Source organism: Henriciella litoralis, assembly GCF_002088935.1.
Taxonomy (GTDB): Bacteria; Pseudomonadota; Alphaproteobacteria; order Caulobacterales; family Hyphomonadaceae; genus Henriciella; species Henriciella litoralis.
Genome location: NZ_NCSS01000004.1, coordinates 293,964 through 318,111 on the forward strand (window position 1 = coordinate 293,964; position 24,148 = coordinate 318,111).

20 protein-coding genes are annotated in these 24,148 nt (G+C 60.9%); 17 read left to right on the forward strand and 3 right to left on the reverse strand.

The window, feature by feature from the left end; translation table 11 throughout:
• Window positions 1–97: 97 nt before the first annotated feature.
• From B8783_RS01395 to B8783_RS01425, 7 genes are all read left to right on the forward strand, one after another.
• The gene (locus B8783_RS01395; protein WP_084417987.1) at window positions 98–892 is read left to right on the forward strand and encodes a hypothetical protein; all 795 of its coding nucleotides are present in this window, start codon (window positions 98–100) and stop codon (window positions 890–892) included.
• Between the two features lie 67 nt (window positions 893–959).
• Window positions 960–3,353 (forward strand): S9 family peptidase, encoded by a 2,394-nt coding sequence (locus tag B8783_RS01400; RefSeq protein WP_233355634.1) that lies wholly within the window; start codon window positions 960–962, stop codon window positions 3,351–3,353.
• Window positions 3,354–3,475: 122 nt separating this feature from the next.
• Complete coding sequence (locus B8783_RS01405; RefSeq protein ID WP_084417988.1) at window positions 3,476–4,843, forward strand: alpha,alpha-trehalose-phosphate synthase (UDP-forming); 1,368 nt, start codon at window positions 3,476–3,478, stop codon at window positions 4,841–4,843.
• Window positions 4,843–5,571: a trehalose-phosphatase gene (gene otsB, locus B8783_RS01410; RefSeq protein ID WP_084417989.1), complete on the forward strand. Its 729-nt coding sequence runs from the start codon at window positions 4,843–4,845 to the stop codon at window positions 5,569–5,571. The genes B8783_RS01405 and otsB overlap by 1 nt, the downstream gene beginning before the upstream one ends.
• Window positions 5,568–7,337 carry a glycoside hydrolase family 15 protein gene (locus tag B8783_RS01415; RefSeq protein WP_084417990.1) on the forward strand — a complete coding sequence of 590 codons (1,770 nt, stop codon included), beginning with the start codon at window positions 5,568–5,570 and terminating at the stop codon, window positions 7,335–7,337. The genes otsB and B8783_RS01415 overlap by 4 nt, the downstream gene beginning before the upstream one ends.
• Before the next feature lie 42 nt (window positions 7,338–7,379).
• Window positions 7,380–7,802, forward strand: coding sequence for a DUF1330 domain-containing protein (locus B8783_RS01420; protein WP_084417991.1), 423 nt, complete (start codon window positions 7,380–7,382; stop codon window positions 7,800–7,802).
• Window positions 7,803–7,827: 25 nt separating this feature from the next.
• Complete coding sequence (locus B8783_RS01425) at window positions 7,828–8,562, forward strand: HAD family acid phosphatase (protein WP_084417992.1); 735 nt, start codon at window positions 7,828–7,830, stop codon at window positions 8,560–8,562.
• Between the two features lie 83 nt (window positions 8,563–8,645).
• Here B8783_RS01425 and B8783_RS01430 read toward each other — a convergent pair whose 3' ends face one another.
• Entirely contained in the window at window positions 8,646–9,113 is a 468-nt protein-coding gene (locus B8783_RS01430; protein WP_084417993.1) for a GAF domain-containing protein, read from the reverse strand.
• Window positions 9,114–9,263: 150 nt separating this feature from the next.
• Between B8783_RS01430 and B8783_RS01435 the strand changes: the two genes are divergently transcribed.
• From B8783_RS01435 to B8783_RS01470, 8 genes are all read left to right on the forward strand, one after another.
• The gene (locus tag B8783_RS01435; protein ID WP_139792195.1) at window positions 9,264–10,010 is read left to right on the forward strand and encodes a hypothetical protein; all 747 of its coding nucleotides are present in this window, start codon (window positions 9,264–9,266) and stop codon (window positions 10,008–10,010) included.
• Window positions 10,007–11,212: a hypothetical protein gene (locus B8783_RS01440; RefSeq protein ID WP_084417995.1), complete on the forward strand. Its 1,206-nt coding sequence runs from the start codon at window positions 10,007–10,009 to the stop codon at window positions 11,210–11,212. Before B8783_RS01435 ends, B8783_RS01440 begins: the two co-directional genes overlap by 4 nt.
• The gene (locus B8783_RS01445) at window positions 11,202–12,158 is read left to right on the forward strand and encodes an AAA family ATPase (RefSeq protein WP_084417996.1); all 957 of its coding nucleotides are present in this window, start codon (window positions 11,202–11,204) and stop codon (window positions 12,156–12,158) included. Before B8783_RS01440 ends, B8783_RS01445 begins: the two co-directional genes overlap by 11 nt.
• A 163-nt stretch (window positions 12,159–12,321) precedes the next feature.
• On the forward strand, window positions 12,322–12,672 hold the full coding sequence (locus B8783_RS01450) for an endonuclease domain-containing protein (protein ID WP_084417997.1): 351 nt from the start codon (window positions 12,322–12,324) through the stop codon (window positions 12,670–12,672).
• A gap of 135 nt (window positions 12,673–12,807) precedes the next feature.
• Window positions 12,808–14,121, forward strand: a complete 1,314-nt coding sequence (locus B8783_RS01455; RefSeq protein WP_084417998.1) for a DUF58 domain-containing protein — start codon at window positions 12,808–12,810, stop codon at window positions 14,119–14,121.
• The gene (locus B8783_RS01460; RefSeq protein ID WP_139792196.1) at window positions 14,118–15,113 is read left to right on the forward strand and encodes a stage II sporulation protein M; all 996 of its coding nucleotides are present in this window, start codon (window positions 14,118–14,120) and stop codon (window positions 15,111–15,113) included. The genes B8783_RS01455 and B8783_RS01460 overlap by 4 nt, the downstream gene beginning before the upstream one ends.
• The gene (locus tag B8783_RS01465; RefSeq protein WP_084418000.1) at window positions 15,113–16,060 is read left to right on the forward strand and encodes an RDD family protein; all 948 of its coding nucleotides are present in this window, start codon (window positions 15,113–15,115) and stop codon (window positions 16,058–16,060) included. The genes B8783_RS01460 and B8783_RS01465 overlap by 1 nt, the downstream gene beginning before the upstream one ends.
• Window positions 16,061–16,186: 126 nt before the next feature.
• Window positions 16,187–18,385: a S46 family peptidase gene (locus tag B8783_RS01470; protein ID WP_084418001.1), complete on the forward strand. Its 2,199-nt coding sequence runs from the start codon at window positions 16,187–16,189 to the stop codon at window positions 18,383–18,385.
• Between the two features lie 58 nt (window positions 18,386–18,443).
• Here the strand turns inward: B8783_RS01470 and rtcR are convergent, their stop codons facing one another.
• Window positions 18,444–20,030, reverse strand: a complete 1,587-nt coding sequence (gene rtcR, locus B8783_RS01475; RefSeq protein ID WP_084418002.1) for an RNA repair transcriptional activator RtcR — start codon at window positions 20,028–20,030, stop codon at window positions 18,444–18,446.
• A gap of 301 nt (window positions 20,031–20,331) precedes the next feature.
• Here rtcR and B8783_RS01480 point away from each other — a divergent pair, with 301 nt between their 5' ends.
• Both B8783_RS01480 and rtcA read left to right on the forward strand, forming a co-directional pair.
• Window positions 20,332–21,555: an RtcB family protein gene (locus B8783_RS01480; RefSeq protein WP_084418003.1), complete on the forward strand. Its 1,224-nt coding sequence runs from the start codon at window positions 20,332–20,334 to the stop codon at window positions 21,553–21,555.
• 4 nt (window positions 21,556–21,559) lie between these two features.
• Complete coding sequence (gene rtcA, locus B8783_RS01485; RefSeq protein ID WP_084418004.1) at window positions 21,560–22,573, forward strand: RNA 3'-terminal phosphate cyclase; 1,014 nt, start codon at window positions 21,560–21,562, stop codon at window positions 22,571–22,573.
• A gap of 91 nt (window positions 22,574–22,664) precedes the next feature.
• On the opposite strand, the gene B8783_RS01490 is transcribed toward rtcA, so the two are convergent.
• Window positions 22,665–24,131: a PepSY domain-containing protein gene (locus B8783_RS01490; RefSeq protein ID WP_169711672.1), complete on the reverse strand. Its 1,467-nt coding sequence runs from the start codon at window positions 24,129–24,131 to the stop codon at window positions 22,665–22,667.
• Window positions 24,132–24,148 lie beyond the last annotated feature (17 nt).

Consider the following 24,148-nt stretch of genomic DNA (forward strand, 5'->3'; position numbering starts at 1 on the left):
GCGGCGCGTTTGTCCGCGAACCAGCGCCAGCCGCTTGATCTTGGCTGGCAATACTGGAAGGACAGAGACGAGAAGTTGCCTCGATGCGGAGACAGATATGAGCGTTCCAGAAAAGCCGGACAAAGGCCCGATTTTTCGTTCGCCTGCCGCTGAACTGCCGACCATCGAGAAACAGATGAAGCCCGGCTGGAATGACATGGCCGAGGATATATTCGGTCTCAGCGTGCGCGGGCTCGTCACGATGCGGGACCTCGTCATCCGTCCATCGCTCGTCTTCGATGCGGCGCGCTGGCCGGACTGGCTGCAGCGCTACACGCCGTCCATTCGCCTCGTTTCGTCTCTCGTCGCGCTGATGCTGCTGCTGCGCATCTTCTGGGCCGGCGAAGACAGCGCGATGTACCAGTCCGTGCTCGAGCAGATTGAGCGAGCTGCCCCGAATATCAGCGCAGACGGCGGCTCCAGAGCGCTGGCAGAGAATTACTTCGCCGCCTGGGCGATCGTGTTTCCGCTTGCCTACCTGGCAATTCAGTTCCTGATGGCAATGTGCGTGCGCATCTGGGGCAAGGACGTTCCACTCGTGACGCGCGTCCGGCTCTATTTTGCCGCCATCGTCCCCGGCGTGATCCTTGCCAATCTCTCGCTGGTGGCGACACCGCTGATCGGGCCGGCCCAGCTTACATTGTTTACGGCGCTCTACCTGGTCGTTTGCGGCCTCGCCTATGGCGCGACCGCCTATCTTGGTCTGAAATCGTCCTATGCGTCGCCTTTTTCACGTCTCTGGCGCGGCGCTCTTTTTGCTGTCATCGTTCTCTTCGCTGATACAGTCGCGTCGTTCAGCTCAAGCATACTCGGCGGAATAGTGGCGGGTCAGTTCCACCTGGCGACAGGTTAAAACGCGACGAGACGACGCCAACAGAAAGACAAGACAGCCCCACATCTCCAGACCTGAACGATCCTCGATGACCCATAAATTTTCCGCGATCGCCGCCGTCATTCTCGCAATGGCCGGCCTGTCGCTCACACAAGCGCCTGCCCATGCCCGCCAGGAAGGAAATGCCATGCCCTCACAGGAGCTGACGATCGAACGGCTTTACGCCTCCCCTTCCCTCAACGGGCCGTCGCCGACGGGCGTTAAATATTCTCCGGACGGCCAGCGCGTGACTTTTCTGAAAGCGCGGGAAAGTGATTCCAGCCGCTATGATCTCTGGCAGTTCGATGTGGCGACCGGCGCGCAATCCATGCTGGTCGACAGCCTGCTGCTGGAGCCTGAAACGGTCGAGCTGTCGGAAGAGGAAAAGGCCCTGCGCGAGCGAAAGCGGATCGCGGGCCGCAAGGGCATTGTCGATTATGACTGGGGGACGGCGGACACGATCCTCGTCCCGCTCGGAGGAGATCTGCATCTCGTGACGCTGGGCGAAGATGGGCCAACAACCCGTCAGCTGACCGAAACTGAAGCGTTTGAATATGACGCAAAGGTCTCGCCAAAGGGCAATTATGTAAGCTTCGTGCGCGATGGCGCGGTCTTCGTCATCGATCTGGCGAGCGGTGAAGAGACACAGATCACCCCCGACGCCGAGCCGGACAACGCCATCTCCTATGGCGTCGCCGAATTCGTCGCGCAGGAAGAGATGAGCCGCTATACTGGCTATTGGTGGAGCCCGGACGAGCGGCAGATCGCCTATACCCGCGTCGATGAAAGCCCGGTCGATGTGATCGAACGCTTTGATATCGCCGCCGACAAGACGACCGTTATCGACCAGCGCTATCCGCGTGCTGGCCGCCCGAATGCAGTGGTGGACCTGTTCGTGCGGGATCTGGACAGCGACCGGGTAGCAAAGCTCTCCACGGTCGGCCCAGACGATTATCTCGCCCGGGTGAACTGGGCGGGAAGAAGCCTCTGGTTCCAGACCGTCAATCGAGACCAGACCGAGATCCGCTACAACCGCACGGACGGCCTGCCATGGCGAGTCTGGTCGCCGTTGAAAGAAACGCAGGACCATTGGGTCAATCTGTCGAACGACTTTTCCCCATTTGAAGACGGGATCCTGCTAACGAGCGAGCAGTCTGGCTTCCGGCATATCTACATTTCGCCAGACGGCAGCGATGCTGACCAGCTTGTCCCTGTAACCGAGGGTGACTGGGCCGTGGACGCAATAAAGGCCTACCAGGGCGATACGCGCATGGTCTACTTCACCGGCTTTATGACCTCGCCGCTGGAAAAGCATCTCTACCGCGTCTCGATTGATGGCGGTGAGCCGGTTCGCCTGACAGAGACGGGCAAGTCTTGGGCGGTGACGATGGCGCCGGATGGCAAGTCCTATGTCGGCACCTCCTCCTCGCCGACCCAGCCGCCACAGACCGGGCTTTACCGCCTGACCGAGCCGTTCACAGAAGCGGATGTCCCGCCGGTCGGCGCTCTCCTCACGTCTGATCCATGGTGCTATGACCTGGAACCTGCCTCGGCGCGCGCCAGCGTCGAATGCAAGCCCAAGACGGAGCTGATCGCGTGGATCGAGGAGAATGCCCTCGATGAAAGTCACCCCTATTTCCCATACCTCGCCGATCATACCGTCCCTGAATATGGCGCGCTTGAAGCTGAAGACGGCCAGCCACTTTACTATTCCATGCAGGCGCCGCCGGGCTTCAGCCGCCGGTCGGATAAAAAGTACCCTGTGATCATCGAGGTCTATGGCGGCCCGCATGTCCAGACCGTTGATCGTGACTGGGAGAGCTTGTCGGATCAGTATCTCACCCGGCAGGGCTATATCGTCTTCCGCCTCGACAATCGCGGCATGGCGAACCGGGGCAAACGCTTCGAGGATGCCATCTATCGCCAGACGGGCGGGCCGGAAGTGCGTGACCAGCTGGTCGGCGTCGACTGGCTGAAGGCGCAGCCCTTTGTGGACCCGGACCGGATCGCCATTCAGGGCTGGTCCTATGGCGGCTACATGACGCTGATGACCATCCTGCAGGCGCCCGAAGGCACGTTCGCCGCCGCCGCGTCCGGCGCGCCGGTCACCGACTGGTCGCTCTATGATACCTTCTACACAGAGCGCTATATGGACACGCCGCAGGACAATCCGGACGGCTATGAAAAGTCATCGGTCTTCTACCATCTCGACCGGCTTGAGACGGCCCTGCCCCCGCTTCTCATGATGCATGGCATGGCGGATGATAATGTGACCTTCGACAACTCGACCCGGCTCTATGCCGCGATGCAGGAGAAGGGGCTGATGTTCGACATGATGACCTATCCCGGCCAGCGCCACGGCATTCGCGGACAAGCGCTTCAGACGCACCTGATGAAAACGCGGATGGCGTTCCTCAACCGGCACCTGAAACCGGGCCAATAGACGGCGGCTGAACACCATTTGGTCGGCATAGGGCTTTTTTCGTTTTTGCGGCCAGTGCAACCTTGCACCGCGCTGAAGCGTCATGTGACTGTGGTCACAACATCAACAGATCTGGAGCGTTCATGGGACGACTGATTGCAATTTCCAACCGCACGGCAGCGGATGCGAGTGCTCGTGCGGGCGGTCTTGCGGTCGCTGTCTGGGAATCACTCACCGCGACGGGCGGCATGTGGTTCGGCTGGAGCGGCAATATCGTCGATGAGGTGGGCGAGCCTGAGGTGATAAAGGATGAAGGCGTCGAATTCGTCGTCACCGATTTCACCGAAGACGAGCATGACGGCTTCTATCTGCAATACGCCAACCGGGTCATCTGGCCGGTCTTCCACTACCGCGTAGACCTTGCCCATTTCGGCAATACCGAATTTGCGACCTATGCCGCCGTCAATGAACGCATTGCCAATATGGTCGTGCCGCACCTGAAGGAAGGCGACAGCGTCTGGGTGCATGACTACCACTTCCTGCTGATGGGCGACTATCTGCGCAAGGGCGGCTGGGACGGGCCGATCGGCTTCTTCCTGCACATCCCGTTTCCCTCCCCTGAAGTCTTCATGGCCCTGCCCGAGCATGAGCAGATCGCCCGCGCCATGTGCGAGTTCAGCGTGCTTGGCTTTCAGTCCGAGAGCGACCGGTCAAACTTCGTGCAGTATCTGGTTCGTCACTATGACGCCGTCGATGAAGGCGATGGCTGGATCAGTGTCTTCGGACGGCGTATCCGCGCGAACGCCTACCCCATCGGCATCGAAGCCGAAGCCTTTGCCGAGGCGTCGGTCAGCCAGCGCGCGATGACCGCCGCCTCACGCATTGGCAGGTTTCTCGGGGGTCGCCAGCTGGTGCTGGGGGTCGACCGCATGGATTACTCCAAAGGCCTGCCGCAGCGCTTTGAAGCGGTCGGCAAGCTGTTCGATCATTTCCCCAAGACGCGCGGCAAGGTCTCTGTCACGCAGATCGCGCCGCCCTCGCGCTCCAAGGTCGAGGAATATCGCGACCTGCGCATCCAGCTCGATGAGCTGGCGGGCCGGATTAACGGAGATTATGGCGACCTCGACTGGATTCCCTTGCGCTATCTGGCGCGCTCCTATGACCGGCGGGAGCTCGCTGGCCTTTACCGGATTGCGAGCGTCTGCCTTGTCACGCCGCTGCGCGATGGCATGAACCTCGTCGCCAAGGAATTTGTGATGGCGCAGGACCCGGAAAATCCCGGCGTGCTGATCCTGTCGCAGTTTGCGGGCGCGGCCGAGCAATTGTCAGACACGCTGATCGTTAATCCGCATGACAGCGATAAAGTCGCCGAAACCATCTATCAGGCGCTGGAAATGCCCCTCGAAGAACGCAAAGCGCGCTGGGAAAAACTGCGCAAGACTGTCGTTGAGCAGGACATCTCATGGTGGCGTCAGAAATTCCTCGACGATCTGGACGCGAAGACCGACTAATGGCTGATCTGAAACCGCCGCCCGCGCTGACGCGCTCGCACGCGCTATTCCTGGATTTCGACGGCACCCTCGCCCCGATCCAGGATGACCCCGATACCGTCATGCTGCCCGATGATGCCGCCGCAGCGCTTATCTCGATTGAGCCGTTGATAGGTGAAGCCATCGCCCTCATCAGTGGCCGCGACATTCGCGATCTCTCATCCCGTGTTCCGCTCGACTATTGGCGCGCCGGAGGGCATGGGCTGGAAATCTGCAAGCCTGGCCAGCGCCCACCAGTGCAGCCGGCCGGAGCCCCGCGCGACCTTTGCAAAGCCGTCGAGATGATCACACACGGCGTCGAAGGCGTTGTCGTCGAGCATAAAGGCCCGGTGATCGCCATCCATTTCCGCCAGGCCCCCGAAATGGGCGAAACCTTGCTGGCGCGGCTGACCGACTGGCTGCGCGACACGCCCGAGTACAAGGTTCAGGCCGGCAAGATGGTGCTGGAAGCCAAGCCTTCGCACGCCAATAAGGGCCGCGCGCTGGAACAGATGATGAGCCACCCGCCATTTGCCGGGCGAACCCCCGTCATGGTCGGCGACGACACAACAGACGAAGACGCCTTCAAAGTGGTGAACCGCCTCGGCGGCTTTGCCATCAAGGTCGGAGATGGCGACACAGTGGCCACCTACCATCTGGACACGCCGCGCGACGTCGCGAAATGGATTAAAGAGCAGGAAACGCCATGACCAATCTGGAACTCGGCATCATTGGCAATGGCACGGTCGCTGGCCTCATTGATGAGGATGCCAACTGTGTCTGGCTGTGCCTGCCACGTCTTGATGGTGAGCCGGTCTTCAACAAGCTGCTTGGCGGGCGAGGCCAGTTCGCGGTCACCCTTCAGGGTCATTGCAAGAGCACGCAGACCTATCAGCGCAACACGGCCATTATCGAGACCGTGCTTGAAGCCGAAGATGGGTCCGCTGTCCGGGTCACGGACTATTGCCCCCGCTTCATGGATAAGGGCCGCATGTTTCGACCCACCTCCATGGTCCGCCGGATCACGCCGCTGAAAGGCATGCCGCGCATCAAGGTCGAACTCTTCGCGCAAAGCCAGCAGGGAGAGTACAATATGGTCACCCGGCGCGGCGTGAACCATATCAGGTTCCTTGATGAGACGGCCGGTTTCCGCGTCACGACGGATGCCCCTGTTTCCTACGTCATGGACGGGCGGGACTTTGTCCTCGACCGGGAAGTCAGCTTCCTGCTTGGGCCGGATGAAAGCCTGTCAGACCGGGTCGGCGTCATCGCGCTGGAATGGCTGGAACGCACCGCCGATCACTGGATGGGCTGGTCACGTCGTCTGGCGACGCCGCCCGACTGGCAGGACGCGGTTATCCGCGCGGCGATCACCTTGAAACTCTGCGTCTATGAAGAGACCGGCGGCATCGTGGCCGCGCTGACAACCAGTATCCCGGAACATGCCGGATCCCAGCGCAACTGGGACTACCGCTACTGTTGGCTGCGCGACGCCTATTTCACGGTGACGGCGCTTAACCGACTGTCGGCCGTTGGCACGCTCGAACACTATCTCGCCTATCTCAGAAACACCGTGGCCCATACGCGCGGCGGCCATATCCAGCCTGTCTATGGCATCGCGCTGGAGAACGACCTGACAGAGAAAATCGCGCAGGCCATGCCCGGCTATCGCGGCATGGGGCCGGTCCGCTTTGGCAATCAGGCCGCCGAGCATATCCAGCATGACGTCTACGGCCATGTTGTTCTCGGCGCGAGCCAGGCCTTCTTCGACGACCGGCTGCACGCCAAGGCAGGCCCGCTGGAGTTCGCGCATTTCGAAGGGGTTGGTGAGCGCGCCTATGCGGTCTGGAACACGCCGGATGCCGGCATCTGGGAGTTTCGCGGCCGCGCGCATGTCCACACATCTTCCGCCATCATGTGCTGGGCGGCCTGTGACCGGCTCGCCCGGATCGCAACCTTCCTTGACATGCCGGAGAAGGCGGACGAGTGGAATGCGAAGGCCGACGAAATCCGCGCTGGTGTGCTCGATCTCGCCTGGAACGAAAAACGCCAGGCCTTTACCGGCGCGTTTGGCGAGGATGCGCTGGACGCATCTGTCCTGCTGATGGCCGAGATCGGCTTTATCGATGCGAGCGACCCACGCTTTATCAAGACCGTTGAGCGCATCGATGAAGAATTGCGCGATGGCTATCATGTCTACCGCTACAAGATGGAAGACGATTTTGGCTTCCCGGAGACGGCATTCACGGCCTGCACTTTCTGGCACATCGATGCGCTGGCGCGGATCGGCCGCGAGGATGAAGCGCGCGCCATGTTTGAGGACGTGTTGGCACACCGTACACGGCTCGGCCTGCTGTCTGAGGACATCGACACCTCAAACGGCGAGCTTTGGGGCAACTTCCCGCAGACCTATTCCATGGTCGGGATCATCAATGCGGCGTCACGGCTCAGCCGCGACTGGGATGAGGTTGTCTGAACATCGCTGATCGGGCACACATGCTGGCAAAGGGAGAACACCATGCCAGCCGTCCAGCCCAATACCGAACAGATGACCCGCTTCGCCAAGGATGAGCATGACGGCCCGATCGTCATGATCAATTTGCTGAAATTCAAGGATAAGGCCGAGTACAAGCCAGATGAGCCCGAGGCGAAGGAAAACCTGACGGGCGAGGAGGCCTATAACCGTTATGGCCAAGGCCTGGTCGAGCTGGGCAAGGACCCGGAGATTGGCGTGAAACCTATCTTTGCAGGCTCTGGCCATGGCTATCTCATTGGCGGCGGCGAAGACTGGGACCGGGTGCTGGTCGTGCACTATCCGTCCCGCCAGCACATGCTGCGCATGATGCGCGACCCGCGCTATCAGGCCGCCCACCGCCACCGCGAGGCCGGCCTCAAATATCAGGAGCTTTTCGAGACCCACCCGATGGGTCGTGAGAGTTGAGACAGGCGAAGCAAGGAAAGACCCAATGACACCCTGGACATTTTTAAAGACCTCACTCGCCGCGCTCGCCCTGACCGCATGCGCCACAGCGCCGGTTCCGGCATCTGGCGGCAGCGACATCGCGCTCAGCCCCGGCGTCGGCTGGGTCGCCAACAATCCGGAATGGGGCGCAGAAGCCGAAAAGGTCTACGCCCTGGCCAGTGACTATGTCGAAGAGATCGCCGCCACCCGCGAACCGAACACATGGGCCGTTGCGCTGGATATCGACGAAACTGTGCTGAACAATGTCGAGTATCAGATCAGACGCGAAGCGGTCGGCGGGGGCTTTACGCCTGAAAGCTGGCATGCGTGGACGGCTGAGAAGGCTGCGACCCTGGTCCCCGGCGCCAAGCCTTTCCTCGAGAAAGTGAACGCCCTTGGCGGGCACATCGCGCTGGTGACGAACCGCTCTGATACCGAACAGCTCTGGACGGAAGAAAACCTCGCCGCCGTTGGACTTGAGCGCAATGAGGATTTCCGGGTCCTCCTGACCCGCGCGCGGCCCGACGGCCCCTCTGACAAGACAGAGCGCTATGAGCTGGTGACCGCCATGCTGGCGGCGCAGGGCTATCCCGGTGTCGAAGTCGTCGCCTATGTCGGCGACAACCGCAAAGACCGCCCGGAGCCGATCAACCCGGACGACAAGTTCTTCTGCATCAACCAAGGCGAAATGTATGGCACGCCATGCGCGAAACTTCCGGCGCCTGTAATGGCGCAGTGATCAGGGGTTAAAAGGTCCAGGGCGCGCTCGGCTCTCCCTTCGGACGGACGGGATGACGAAGAGATGAGGACGCTGAAAAAAAGCTAGGCTGTCAGCAGGATCTCGCAGATCGCTTCGAGGCCTGCCTTGTCGATCTCGTCGAAGGCGTCAGCCTGTTCGGAATCGACATCCAGCACCGCTGCGAGCGTGCCGTCTGCCCTGAACACCGGCACGACGATTTCCGAATTCGTCCGGCTATCGCAGGCAATGTGGCCCGGAAAGGCATGCACGTCGGCAACGATGAGCGTCTTTTGCTCTGTCGCGCAGGCTCCGCAGACACCTTTTGCGAACGGGATCCGGAGACAGCCGAGCGTGCCCTGATACGGCCCGACGACGAGCTCATTCGGCTTGTTCGGGTCGACCACGTAAAAGCCCGTCCAGAAATATCGCGGCCGGAACGCCTCTGCCAGAAGGCAGGCGGCTGTCGCATAGCGCGCTGGCACATAGGTTTCGCCCGCCACCACGCTGGCAATCTCGTCTTTCAGTTCCTTGTAGCGTTCGGCGCGGTCCATCGCTGTGATCCTTCTGGTTTGCTGGCGCACATATCGTGGATATGGCCTCTGATCTCAATAGCCCCATGGACGCCGCGCTGCGGCTCTGAAATAGTCATGGTTCTGAGGGATGAAGGGTGGCTTAGACCACCATGGGACAGGAGGCACTGCGTGAGAGGAGCGATCCGGACGATCATCGTCGCCTGGGCCATGCTCCTTGGGCTATGCGCCATCTCTCCGGCCCTTGCGCAAACCGCACGCGAGACCGACAGCGGCGAGCCGGTCTCTATCGAGGAACTGGTCGAGGACCACACCTCCAATCGCCGCATCCAGTCTGAACGGCCCGAATTCAAGCCAGACATCCCTGAACGGCAGCCACGACAGCGCAATGGCTTCCTTGAAGCGATCGCGAAATTCTTCGCCTGGGTTTTCCAGACGTTTGGCGGCCTGCTGAAAATCCTGCTGATCAGCCTTATCGTTGCCGCCGTCTGCTATGCGCTCTGGTACATGTTTGGCGATGTGGCCGCCCTCCAGCTTGGGCGACGCAAGAAAGATGCGGGGCCTGATATCTCGGTCGTGGAAGACGACCGCCCGTCTGCCGGTGAAGCCACCGCCCTGCTGGAACGCGCCGATGCGCTGGCCGCCGAGGGGCGCTTTGCCGAGGCGGTCCACCTGTTGCTCTTCCGGTCGATCGAGGATCTGCGCCGCAGCCGGTCCGAGGGCGTGCCCGTCTCGCTGACAGCGCGGGAAATCCAGTCCCTGTCAGACCTCTCGGCCCGTGCCCGTCAGGCCTTGGCGCCGATCATTCGCATCGTGGAGAACAGCTTTTTTGGCGGTCGCAGCGTCGACAAGGAGAACTGGACGACAGCGCGGGCCTCCTATGAGCAGTTTGCCTTTGGCGAGGCGAAGGCCGCATGAGCGAGCGTCTGCCATCTGCCTCGAACCCGTTCAGCGGGCGGGTCGTCGCCATCCTGATGGCGGTCGGCGTCATCTCGCTTGCGGGCGTGCTGATCTTGATGGCCTGGTCACCGGATCTCGCCTCGCGCGACCGGGCCGGGCCGACCCCCTATTCCCGCTCGGCCACGGGCTATTCGGGCCTTGTCGACATGCTGGACGCGCGCGGGCTTCCAACGTCTGTGTCCCGGCTTGAGGAGACCGTGTCGGCGCGCCAGGGCAGCCTGCTTATTCTCACGCTGCCGACAAATGGGCGCACATTGGACATCAACGAGATTGCGGCTCCGGCGCTGATCGTGCTGCCGAAATGGGATTATTTTACAAATCCGACCAAGCGGTCCTGGGAGATTTATACCGAGCCTGAATCTGTGGAGATGATCGACGCCAGTCTCGGCCTCATCGAGGAAGATGCGAGCCTCGAGCGGATCGATGACCCCCGCCAGATCGAGACGCCTTTCGGAACGTTCAGTCCAGACTTTGAAGACCGTTTGCAGGTCATCCAGTCCGATGCGCTGGTGCCGCTTATCTCCGTGCGCGGCGGCGATCTGGTTGCGCGCGTTCCCGACACGCAGATTTACGTCCTGTCAGACCCGGACCTCATCAACAATTTCGGTCTTGCCCGGCTGGAGAATGCCCGAGCCGGGATCGGACTGATTGAATATCTCGCCGACGACAGTCGCACGGTGGTGTTCGACGCCACGCTGCACGGGTTTGAGCGCTCAACCAATCTGCTCAAGATCCTGCTCGACGTGCCTTTCATTGGCGCGACGCTGATCGCGCTGGCCACCATCCTTCTAATCGGCTGGGCTGCGGCCATCCGCTTTGGCGCGCCCGAACGCGAGACGCGGGCGATCTCATTTGGCAAACAGGCGCTGGCGGACAATTCAGCGGGCCTCATCGCGATGGCCCGGCGCGAGAAGCGGATGGCGCCCGGCTATCTGGCGCTCAGCCGGCGTGCCCTCTCACGTGAGCTTGGCCTGCCCCGCACACTGAGTGAGGAGGAATATATCGCCCTGCTCGACCGGATGGGGGCACAGGCGGGCCTCGACCAGTCCTTTTCGGATCACAATCAAAACCTTTCACACGCGGCAAACTCCCGCGACGACCTCAGACAAAAGGCCCGCGCGCTCTGGCGCTGGCGCAAGGAGATGACACATGGGAACTGATGCCATTCAGGCGCTTGCCGCCAAGATACGCGGAGAAGTCGCCAAGGCCGTTATCGGGCAGACCGACACGATTGACCTGATGCTGACCGCGCTCTTCTCGGCCGGTCATATCCTGCTGGAAGGCCCGCCCGGTACGGCCAAGACGCTGCTTACGCAGTGCTTTGCCTCGGCCATCGATCTTGATTTCGGGCGCATCCAGTTCACGCCGGACCTGATGCCCGGCGATGTGATCGGCACGAACCTCTTCAACTTCCAGACCAATGAATTCTCGCTGACCAAAGGGCCGATCTTCACCGACATCCTGCTGGCCGATGAGATCAACCGGACGCCGCCAAAGACACAGGCTGCCCTGCTCGAAGCCATGCAGGAGCGGAAGGTCACCATCGATGGCAAGCCACATGCGCTGAATGACCGCTTCATGGTGATCGCGACGCAGAACCCGATTGAGCAGCAAGGCACCTATCCCCTGCCTGAAGCCCAGCTTGACCGCTTCCTATTCAAACACGTGCTCGACTATCCAAGCCGCGAGGAAGAGCTTTCAATCGTGTCCGGTCATGGCAACCGGACCGGCATGCGCACTGCCAAGGCGTTTGGCGTCTCATCTGTCGTGACGGCTGGCGAGCTGAACGCGGCCGTCGAATCCGTCTCAGCCGTTCAGGTGAAAGAGGATATCGTCGCCTATATCGTGGATATCGTCCGCGCGACGCGAGAAACCGCTGCGCTTGAAACCGGCGCCAGCCCACGGGCAGCCGCCGCGATTGCCGCGGCTGCACGGGCGCGCGCCGCGCTCGATGGACGTGACTTCGTGATCCCGGATGACGTGAAATTCCTCGCCCCACCGGCCTTGCGCCACCGGGTCATCCTGTCGCCTGCCGCCGAGATTGAAGGCCGCAACACCGACGAGACGCTGACCGCCATTATCGAGCAGACGCCCGCGCCGCGATGATAGGTATTCCCGCCCCCTCCGCCCTGCCGGGCACCTCCCCCGCACGCGGGGGAGGAAAGACACACGCCAGCGTCGGGAAACCCTCCTCCCCCGTGCACGGGGGAGGTGTCAGCGAAGCTGACGGAGGGGGCCAGTTCAACCTTCCTATCAAGATGGACCGAGCATGCGAAAAGACGCCAAAATTGCGCAGGCCCGTAGACTGCGAAAATCACTCACTTCAGCCGAGGTGCGCCTGTGGGCGCGTCTTAGGCGGCGGCAGATCGAAGGCTTTCGTTTCCGCCGTCAGCATCCAATCGGTCCTTACATCGCAGACTTTGCTTGTATCGAGGCTAGACTGGTGGTCGAGGTCGACGGGGCAACACATGGGAGCGACGAGGCGCTGGCCCGCGATGCACGGCGTTCAGCCTGGCTGGAGGAAGAGGGCTGGCACGTCATCCGTGCGACCAATGTCGAAGTCTACCAAAACCTTGCCGGCGTTCTGGACGCGGTCCGCAATGCCCTGCTTCGCGGCTGACCTCGCCGCCCCCTCCGCCCTGCCGGGCACCTCCCCCGCACGCGGGGGAGGAAAGCAATCCGCCCGCGTTGGGAAACCTTCCTCCCCCGTTTACGGGGGAGGTGTCAGCGAAGCTGACGGAGGGGGCGAGACGCCATGATCGCACCGACGCTCCGCGCCATCTTCCTGATGCTGGCGGGCTTGCCCGTGATGCTGTTCATCGCTGTGGCGGCGCCCGGCCTTTGGACGGTCTCGGCCGGTTGGCTGACGGGTGTCCTCGCGCTCATGCTGATAGATGCCGCGCTGGTCTCGCGGGCACGCGACCTCAAGATCGACGTGCGCGCCCCGAAGCTGCTCTACATTTCTGCCGAAGACCCGATCGAGATCGAATTTCACTTTGCACGCGGGCGTTTACCTCGCGAAGTTGAGACCGAGCTTGAAACCAACGCCCTGATCGAGCCGCCGCGCCGCAAGCTATTGCGCGGCTTTGCCGACCGCCGCCATACGCTGAGCTTTGACCTTACCCCCATCCGGCGCGGTCCCGGACGGCTGGAGCGGCTCTGGGCGCGTTGGGCCGGGCCGCTCGGCCTTGTCGCCATCCGCAAGATCGAAACGCTGGACACAGAGATCGCCATCACGCCGAACACGCGCTGGGTGAAGGAAGAGGCGGTGCGCATTTACCAGCGCGACGCAGATTTCGGCATCAAGATGCAGATAGAGCGCGGGGACGGCTCCGAGTTTGATGCGCTTCGCGAATTTGTCTCCGGCATGGACCGGCGCGCCATCGACTGGAAACATTCAGCCCGCCACCGCGTCCTGCTCGCCAAGGAATTTCGCACCGAGCGCAACCACAATATCGTCTTCGCCTTCGACACCGGACGGCTGATGAGTGAGCCCTTGCGCGGCGTGCCGAAAATCGACCGGGCGATCAATGCTGCGCTGTTGCTCGCCTATGTGTCCCTGCGCGCAGGCGACCGCACCGCCATTTTCGGCTTTGACGCCCAGCCCGGCATTGCCTCCAATGTATTGACTGGAACCGGCGCCTTTCCGCATATCCAGCGCCTTGCCGCTGAGCTCGATTATTCGGCTGAGGACGCGAATTACACACTCGCACTGACATCGCTCGCCTCACGGCTGGAGCGGCGTTCACTGGTCATCCTGTTCACCGATTTCGTCGATACGATCTCGGCTGAACTGATGCTGGAGAATGTCCGCCGCCTCACCGACAAGCATATCGTGGTCTTCGCCACCTTCGAGGACGAAGCGCTTTCATCCATGATCAATGCCGAGCCGGACACCGCTGAAGACGTCAGCCGCGCGGTTATCGCCGACACGCTGCTGCAGGAGCGCGAAGTCGTGTTCCGCAAACTCCAGCGGATGGGCGTGCAGATTGTCGAGACGACGCCTGAACGCTTCGGCTCAGAGCTTGTCTCGCGCTATCTCGACATCAAGCGAAGGGAGCTGCTGTGAACGACCGCGTGATGAAATCCTATCGCTTCCGCGAGGAACGCGAAGACGAGTGGGCGAATCTCGACAAGATCGTGACGCGCGCGGAAAAGCGCGGTGTGCGCGCGCTGTCGGATGAGGACATGCTGGCCCTGCCCCGGCTCTATCGCCAGGCGATCTCATCGCTGTCAGTGGCACGGTCCATCTCGCTCGACCAGAATGTGCTTGCCTATCTCGAGACGCTGTGTGCGCGCGCCTACTTCTTCGTTTACGGCACGCGCGCCAGCATGAGCACAAGGATCGCGCAATTCTTCCGGCGAGACTGGCCGCGCGCTGTTTCGGCCGCAGCGTTGCCGACACTCCTGTCCGCGCTCTGTCTGTTTGGCGGCGCCCTGCTCGCCTTCCTGCTCTGCCTCGATGACATGGAGTGGTTCTGGACGTTCCACACTGGAGGTGACAGCCGCAATCCGGATGCGAGCTATGAGTATCTCCGCTCGACCCTCTATACGACCGACCAAAGCCTCGCTGACTTACTCGCCGCCTTCGCCGCGCAGCTTTTCTCGCACAATAGCGCCATCGCGCTATTTGCGTTCGCGCTCGGCTTCTGTTTCGGCATCCCGACGGCCGTTCTGCTGGTCTATAACGGCGTTTATCTCGGTAGTTTTTACGCCGTCTTCTGGCAGAAAGGCCTCGGCGCAGAGCTGACGGGCTGGCTGCTCATTCACGGCGTGACAGAGTTATTCGCCATCGTGCTGGCTGGCGCGGCTGGCTTCATGATTGGCGGCGCGGCGGCCTTCCCTGGCAAGAAAAGCCGCATGCAATCCATGCGCGACACGGGCAATGAAGCGGCCCTCGTCATCATGGGGGCGGTGTTGATGCTGTTCATCGCGGCGCTTCTGGAAGGGTTTGGCCGCCAGCTGATCAATAGTGATGTCGCCCGCTATGTCATCGCACTCGCCTCGCTTGGCATGTGGCTGGTCTATTTCTACTGGCCACGGCGCAGCGGAGAGACCTGATGGCCAAACGCAAGCCAAAGGATCAGGCCGCCGCTGAGACCCGCCGCGAGGCGCTACGCCGCCGCGACATCCGCCTGCGGGAGGAAGTGCGCCAATCCAAGCGCATCCGCCCGCTCATTACGCCTGAAGGGGCCGCGCTCAATCTGAAGATCGCAACGGCCTCAGAACGCGCCGGCGCCTTCCTTCTGGACTTTGCCTTGCTGTTCATGGCGGTGATGATGTCCGTCTGGCTGATCTCTCTGGCCTTCTCCGAATTCGGGTTTCGTGGCTGGCAGATTGCTGGGTCGATTTCGGCTGTCGTGGTATTCGTGCTGCGGGTTTTCTACTTCATCTTCTTCGAGGTCGGCCGAAAGGCAGCGACGCCCGGCAAGCGGGCGCTCGGCCTTCGGGTGGCCGCGCGCGGTGGCGGACGGCTGACGGCGAATGCGGTGCTTGCGCGCAACTTCATGCGGGAGCTGGAAGTCTTCCTGCCGCTGACGCTCCTGATCATGACCGCTGAAGACGCCGTCAGTAACTGGATCCGCCTGATGGCCTTTTGCTGGACGGGCGTCTTCGTGCTGTTCCCGCTGTTTAATCGCGACAAGCTGCGCGTCGGTGACCTGATTGCCGGCACGATCGTGATCCATGCGCCAAAGGTGAAGCTGCAGAAGGACATCACATCCGTCTCGCCCCTGCCCGCTGCGAAAGGTTTTGCGTTCACGACGGCGGAGCTGGACGCCTATGGCATCCATGAGCTTCACGTGCTGGAAGATGTGCTTCGCCAGTCCACCAAGGAGATCAAGGCCCGCGTGGCTGAGCGTATCCGCGCGAAGATCGGGCGTGAGAAGGCCCCGGAGGAAAGTGATCTTGCCTTCCTCGAAGCCTATTACGGCGCCCTTCGCGGCCGGCTGGAACAGCGCATGCTGTTCGGCGAACGCAAAGCCGACAAATTCGACACGGGCCGCTGATCAGCTGTTGGTACGCGCCCTCGCACACCTGCATTACAATCTTTTCATTCAGCTATTTCGGGTTGTGAGCCATTTTTGAGAGGCGTAGGCCTGAATCGTGTATTATAACATTACGGAGGCGTCCCCATGCCATTAGCCACTCCCTTTCTGAAATCCGGCGTCGCACTTTCAGTGCTCGCGGCCGCGCTGGCGATCGGCGCACCGAATGCGTCCGCCAAGGAGGGCATGTGGACGCCTGACCAGCTGCCCGCCATCGCAGGCGACCTGAAGGCGACCGGCCTTGAGCTACCGGCTGAAGCCCTTTCAGACCTCACCGGCTTTCCGATGGGCGCAGTCATCTCGCTGGGCGGCTGTACAGCGAGCTTCGTATCGCCCGAGGGCCTCGTGGTGACCAATCATCACTGCGCCCGCGGCTCGATCCAGTATAATTCAACCGCCGAACAGAACTTCCTCGCAGACGGTTTTCTTGCTGAGACCCTCGAAGATGAGCGCGCCGCCGCCCCCGGCACGCGCGTCTATGTCACCGTCAATGTCGAAGACGTAACCGACCGTGTTCGCGGCGACATCACCGACGACATGTCCGGCGAGGCTATCTTCGCGGCGGTCGATAATGCCGAGAAAGCGATCGTCAGCGAGTGTGAGACACAGGAAGGCCATCGCTGCCAGGTCGCGTCTTTCTATGGCGGCCTGCAATACAAGCTGATCGACCGGCTCGAAATCCGCGATGTCCGCCTCGTCTACGGGCCGGCTGACAGCATCGGCAAATATGGCGGCGACATCGATAACTGGATGTGGCCCCGCCACACCGGCGACTGGTCCTTCTACCGCGCCTATGTTGGCCCGGATGGCCAACCTGCCGATTACGCCGAAGAGAACGTCCCGTTCAAACCTGAGCACATCCTGAAAGTCTCTGCGGGCGGTCTCGAAGACGGCGACTTCGTGATGGCCGCCGGCTATCCCGGCTCCACCTCGCGCTATGCGCGCCTTGCCGAAGTCGAGCAGACCTTTGACTGGCAGTACCCGATGTTCGAAGCGCTGCTGAAGGACTGGATCGCCACGATTGAGGACGCCGCGCCAGAAGGCTCTGACGCCCGCATCAAGTACGAGGCACGTCTCGCTGGCCTCAACAACTATATGAAGAACCTTGGCGGTCAGATTGAAGGCGCTCGCCGCGTTGATCTGGTTGGCCGCCGCGCCGCCCGTGAAGCCGCGCTGAATGACTGGATCGCGGGTCAGGACGGCGACACCGACTATGCGGCAACGCTCGAGAAGCTCGACGCCCTCAGCGAGGAAATGGCCGAAACAGCCCGCAGCGAGTGGGCCTATAACAATGCCAATCGCTCACAGCTGCTGTCAGCCGCCAAGCGCCTTTACCGCCTGTCAAAGGAACGCCAGAAACCCGATGCCGAGCGCGAAAGCGGGTTTCAGGAGCGGGACATGACCTTCTTCCGTCAGGGTCTGGAGGCACTTGATCGCCGCTTTGATCCAGCCGTGGAAAAGGCTGAATGGATGCTCTTCCTCAAGGACTACATGACCTCCGAGGAAAGCGTCCGCGTTGCGGCCTTCGACGAAGCGCTCGGCCTGCCAGAGACCTGGGACGCTGACGCTGTCTCGGCCATTCTCGACGATTACTACGCCGAAACCACGCTCGACGAGACAGAGACCCGCCTTGCCCTGATGGACAAGGACCCGGCCTGGTTCGAAGCGAGCGAAGACCCGTTCATCGAGCTGGCGGTCGCTCTCTACGACACCGACATGGCGGAGGAACAGCTTGCAAAAGACCAGGCGGGCCGCATGGCCCTGCTGCGTCCTGACTATATGCAGGCAATCATCGACTGGCAGGCGAGCGAAGGCTTCGCAGCCTATCCGGACGCCAACTCCACCCTGCGCGTGACCTATGGCACGGTTCAGGGCGGCTCCCCGAAGGACGGGCTGATCTATACCCCGTTCACCTCGCTGGAAGGCATCCTGGAAAAGGACACCGGCGAGGACCCGTTCAATGCGCCACAAGCTGAACTCGATGTGATCGAGGCCGGCGACTATGGCCCCTACGAACTGGAGTCGCTCGGCTCGGTGCCGGTCAACTTCCTGTCGGATCTTGATTCAACGGGCGGCAATTCCGGCTCCCCGACCATGAATGCCAAGGGCGAGCTGGTTGGCCTGCTCTTTGACGGCACAATTGAAAGCGTCAATTCCGACTGGGACTTCGACCCCCGCACGACGCGCACCATCCACGTCGATTCCCGCTACATGCTGTGGGTGATGGACAAGGTCGACGGTGCCCAGCGCCTGCTCGACGAAATGGACATCGTCAGCGACGACTAAGCCGCTCAGCTAGCGAAAAGCAGAAGGGCCCGGCAGCAATGTCGGGCCTTTTTTCTTGTCAGGCGTTCGAAACATCGCCCCAGGACAGATCCCATTTCGCGAGATACTTCTTGAGGCGGTCGGCGTCATTGGACGTCGATTTTGCAAGTCTCGACACCGCAAACAGCTCGCGCCCGGCAGAGCTGAGGCTCGCATGGCGCGCGCAGACCGTCAGCACATGCTCCAGTTGCGGCTTGTCAAACGGGTCGATCTCGCTCGCGCGTTCTTCTCCGAGGCAAGCGATGAGCGACGCATATTCCGGTATAGAGGTTCGCCAGGCTGATTTCAGCCGTTGAACTTCAAGCTCAACAACGTCTTCGGATATCCGCCCGCCATCGGCAAGCGTCGCCATCCGCACGATTGATCCGCCAAGGTCGCGGAAGTTTCCCGTCCACGCAGCAGCCGGGCTTTGAGCAAAGCTCAAATAGGCCTGATAGGCAGCTTGGTTGAAGCTGATCTTGGTGCCTTCGGTTCGTGCATATTTCGCCAGCTCGAACTCTATATTCGGCTCGAGATCCTCCTTGCGGTCTTTCAGGCCGGGCATCTCATAGGTCCACATATCAAGCCGGGCGAGCAGGTCTTCGCGAAACTCGCCCTCGGCGACCGCCTCGCGAAGGTCGCGATTGGTCCCGGCAATCAGCTGAAAATCGCTGGTGACCTCCCTGTCAGCACCGACCGGAAGGAACCGCTTCTCTTCAATGGCGCGAAGGATGCTCGCCTGCTCATCAAGGCCAAGTTCGCCAATCTCATCGAGGAATAGCAGGCCCTTATCGGCTGAGCGCAGCAGGCCCTTGCGGTCTGCCACCGCGCCGGTAAAGGCGCCGCGCTTGTGCCCGAAGAGCGCCGACATGGCGCTATCGCCGCGCAAGGTCGCGCAATTGACCTCGATGAACTCCCCCTCGATCTGATGGCGGCTTTTCTTCAGCTCGAAGATGCGTTGCGCCAGACGCGATTTGCCCGCACCCGTCGGGCCGAGCAGCAAGACCGGCGCCTCAGAGCGGATCACCACTTTCTCGATCTGGTCGATCATCGTGTTGAAGGCTTCGTTCCGCGTGACAATGCCGGACTTCAGAAAGCTTGTGCCCTCCTCGCGCTCTTCAGCAAAGCGACTGGCAATCTCATCATATTTCGACAGGTCGAGGTCGATGATCTGATAGTCGCCCTTTGGGCTCGTGCTGCGTTTGGGCGCAGGCGAAAGTTGGATAAGCCGTCCGGGGATGTATCTCGCCTCGGTCAGCAGAAACCAGCATATCTGCGCGACGTGCGTCCCGGTCGTCAGATTGGCGAGATAGCTTTCCTCGTCAGGACGGAATTTATAGCCATCCGCGAAATCGCGCATCCCGCTATAGACTTCCTGAAAGTCCCATGGGTTTTTGAAATCAATGATGTGACGAACGATTTCGGTCTCAGGGGAAACACCTCGAACGTCTTTGGAGATGACATCGGCCAGCGTTGAGTGGCGACGGTCATGGATCAGCTCCAGCCGGTCAATGACGAGATCATCCTGCTGACAAAGCGCGACATTGGGCCGCCAGCGATTCCACCGGTCCGGCCCTTTGCCAGCATCGATCTGCGTCCCGAGGAAACTGAAAGCGACGGTTTTCATGGGATTTCAATATTATATTTTTTTCTAACTTACTATCTTATTGTATATTATTTCCCGCCCACTCGCGCTGCCCACTTTCATTCTATTATTATTTTTCTGTTTTGTATCAATTGCTTATAGGATTTTTCAAACACCCCAAAAAGCTGGCACACCTCTTGTAATACCTGTTGGGCGCAGTTGATCAGAGCGCATACGATCTGATCGGCTGAGCCCGGGCGAGCAATCCGGCTCGTCCGGCCGCCGAGGATCCGCAAGGATCGTCGGCGAGGATGCCAAAGCCGCTGTTTAGAGGAGCGCAAAAATGGACCGTCAATTTGATGTGATGTCGTCTGACGCAGGATTCCCGATCAAGATGTGGACGCGCGGCGTCCCTGTTGAAGACCAGGCACGTGAACAGCTGCGCAAGACGTCGCAGATGCCGTTTATCTTCAAGCATCTTGCGGTGATGCCTGACGTGCATGTCGGCATTGGTTCGACGGTCGGATCGGTCATTCCCACGAAGGATGCGATCATCCCGGCTGCTGTCGGGGTCGATATCGGATGCGGGATGATGGCAGTGCGCACATCGCTCACAGCCAGCCAGCTTCCGGACTCGCTCGGGTCTATTCGTTCTGCCATCGAGAAGGCCGTGCCACATGGCCGGACGGCAGGACGTGGACGGCGTGACAAAGGCTCGTGGGAGAACCCACCAAAGTCTGCCGACGATGTCTGGATGGGCATGAAGGACAAGTTTGACCTGATTACCGACAAGCATCCGGCGATTGCGAAGTCGAACAACCACAAGCATCTCGGCACGCTTGGCACCGGTAATCACTTCATCGAGATCTGCCTTGATGAAAGCGACCGCGTCTGGATCATGCTTCACTCCGGCTCCCGGGGTGTGGGCAACCGGATCGGGTCCTACTTCATCGAGCTGGCCAAGAAGGATATGCGCAAATGGTTCATCAACCTGCCGGACGAAAACCTGTCCTACTTCCCTGAAGGAACGGACCATTTCGATGACTATGTCGAGGCGGTTGACTGGGCGCAAAGCTTTGCGGCGGCAAATCGGACGGTCATGATGGCCAATGTCATCGCGGCCCTTCGCTCTGAGCTGCCAATTCCTTTCGAGGCCGAAGCCGAAGCGGTGAACTGTCACCACAACTATGTGACACGCGAAAACCACTTCGGGGAAAACATCTTCGTGACGCGAAAAGGCGCCGTTCGCGCCGCCAAGGGCGTCATGGGGATCATTCCAGGCTCGATGGGCGCGCGGTCCTACATTGTTCGCGGGCTGGGAAATGAAGAGAGCTTCTGTTCATGCTCCCACGGGGCCGGACGGGTCATGTCCCGTACGGCTGCGAAGAAGGCCGTGTCGATGGAAGAGCACCGCGCGGCCGTCGCCCATGTCGAGTGTCGCAAGGATGCGGGTGTTCTCGATGAGACGCCTGCCGCCTACAAGGACATCGATGCGGTCATGGAAGCCCAGAAAGATCTGGTTGAGGTGGTCCACACACTCCGGCAGATTGTCTGCGTGAAAGGGTGAGAGAATGATCACCATTGATGGCTCTACCGGGGAGGGCGGAGGACAGATCCTCCGCTCTTCCCTCACACTCGCCGCGGCCACCGGCGAGGCAGTGCGCGTGACCAATATCCGTGCGAACCGCTCTCGACCCGGCCTGCTGCGCCAGCATCTGACCGCGCTCAATGCGATCACCGAGATATGCGGAGGCCACGTCACTGGCGGCGAGCTTGGCAGCAGCGAAATCACGCTTCGGCCGGGGTCTGTCCGGGCTGGCGACTATCATTTCTCGGTCGGCTCTGCCGGCAGCGCCAATCTGGTGCTCCAGACCGTGCTTCCGGCGCTTGTCTTGGCGGGCGAGCCGTCGAAAGTGACCGTCCAGGGTGGCACGCACAATCCTGCGGCGCCGCCCTTTGATTATCTGCAGGAATGCTACTTCCCTGCCCTGCGGAAAATCGGCCACGAGGTTCGCGGCGAGCTCAAATCATACGGGTTCTATCCGGCGGGCGGCGGTGAGCTAACGGTCGAGATTGATGGCGCGGGGACACCCTGCCCGTTCGAGCAGACCGATCGCGGCGAGGAACTCTCGCGCTCGCTGCAAGCGATTGTCGCGAACCTTCCTGCCGACATTGCCAAGCGTGAACTCAGCACCGCCTCAAGGCTGATCGAGCTTGAGGATGAGGCCGCAATGACGATTCTGGCCCCCGACTCGATAGGCCCGGGAAACGTCCTCTATGGGCGTCTCGCCTATGAGAAATCCACCACGCTGTTCTCCCAGTTTGGCGAGAAAGGCGTGAGCGCACAACAGGTCGGCAAACGTCTCGCCAAGCAGATGAAGGCTTTCTCTGCCAGTTCAGCGGCGGTCGACCATCACCTGGCTGACCAGCTTCTCCTGCCTATGGCGCTCGCCAAGGGCGGCGTCTTCTCAACGCTGCGGCCAAGCCTGCACGCGACGACAAATGCCGAAACGGTGTCGAAATTTACCGGCCGCCGGATATCGTTCGAAGACGCAAACGGTCATTTTATCTGCTCGGTTCTCTAAGCTGGCGACGGGGCAACATGGTCACTATGCGCTAAACTCGCTCGGCTAGCGAAAATACCAAAGGGCCCGGCAGAAATGTCGGGCCCTCTTTTTATGCTCTGCCGCCGCCGGAGATTTTCGAACGCTTTGCCACCGCTTTTCGGGCGCGTTTGAAGTCCTGCCCGACACGCTTGTAAGCCATCCAGGTTCCCGTCGCGCAGACGCCGGTCACGCCGAGGAGCAGCAGGATGACCACGATATCCCAAACGGGCCGCTGGCGCAGGATCGGCCAGTCGAAATTGTGAAAGCCATTTTCCAGCCAGCGATAGCGTTTGGTTGTGGCGGACACGAACCGCAGAATCTCGCCTGTCTCAGGATGTAAGTAGACCCGGGTTCGATCAGGATCGTTGAGGACGATCCGAATGACCGGAAGCTCAACATCTCGCTTGTGCCCGTAATAATAGCCGTCTTCTTTGCGCAGAACCGAAAGCGTTTCGACGCTCAGGCCATGTGCTTCAAATTGCGCCTGAAGGTCTGGCAGAGACAGCGTCGATGGCCCATCAGGACCAATTCTAATGGCTGAACCATCACGCGTGTTCGCAATGAGATAGGGCTGACCGGCGAGCGGGGCGCTCTTCAGGCTGAGCAGATCAGGGATATCTGCACGCCGCGCTGCCTCTATGGCGAGACGGGCCTCTTCCCAGCTCATGGCCCCTGCGACCTGGCTTCGGGGCGTACTCGGCTCACTTTGCAGAAGGCCCCATGGGGCCATCGTCAACAGTCCGCTGGCGGTCCATGTCAGGACAAGCAAACCTGCAAACACGCCGATCATGTGATGCCAGAGCCAAACCGGTCTCCTGTAGGGAAACCACCGACCAGACCGGCCCCGCAGGCGCACAATACCCACCAGAAGCCCAGTTCCGGTGAGAAAGATGCCCAGAACGGTCAGCCAGATGACCGTCTGATACCAGAGCGGCTGGTTCTGGCGCAGCAATTGGGGATACAGCCAGTGGGGAATGGCGCCCAGCCACGCCACGATACGCTCCTGCCGATTTGCATCTTGAACGACTTTGCCGCTGGCGCCGGAAACATAGAGATATGTGCCCGCACGATCGTTCAGCGTGGCTTTCCAGAGCGGCGCGGCCCGTCGCCACATGTAGACGGTCCACTGATCGACCTCGATCTCCTCGAGCGTGACGATGTCACCCTCTATACCGTTGGCGGCCATGAACCTGTCGATCGCGGTCGCGACGTGTGCGCGGTCAAGCGGCTCCACGCGCGCGCCTGAGCGCAATGAAAAGATGCCCGCATTATCTCCGCCGCGAACCTCAACAACCGGCTCATCTGCACGCATCTCGATACGGAAACTGGATGCGGGCGCGCTGTCAGCCCCACCGATCATCTCGGTGTCACAACACCCGCTGAAGTCCAGCTTCTGTTGCGATGCTTCTTGTTCGGTGGACGAAGTGTCCGGGTAGCCTTGATACATCATCACGAAGCCGGAGAGGCACCAGATCGTCATGATCAGCCCGACACACACTCCGAGATATCGATGCAGAATGATAATGGCTTTGAGCATGGCGTTTGAAATCTCAA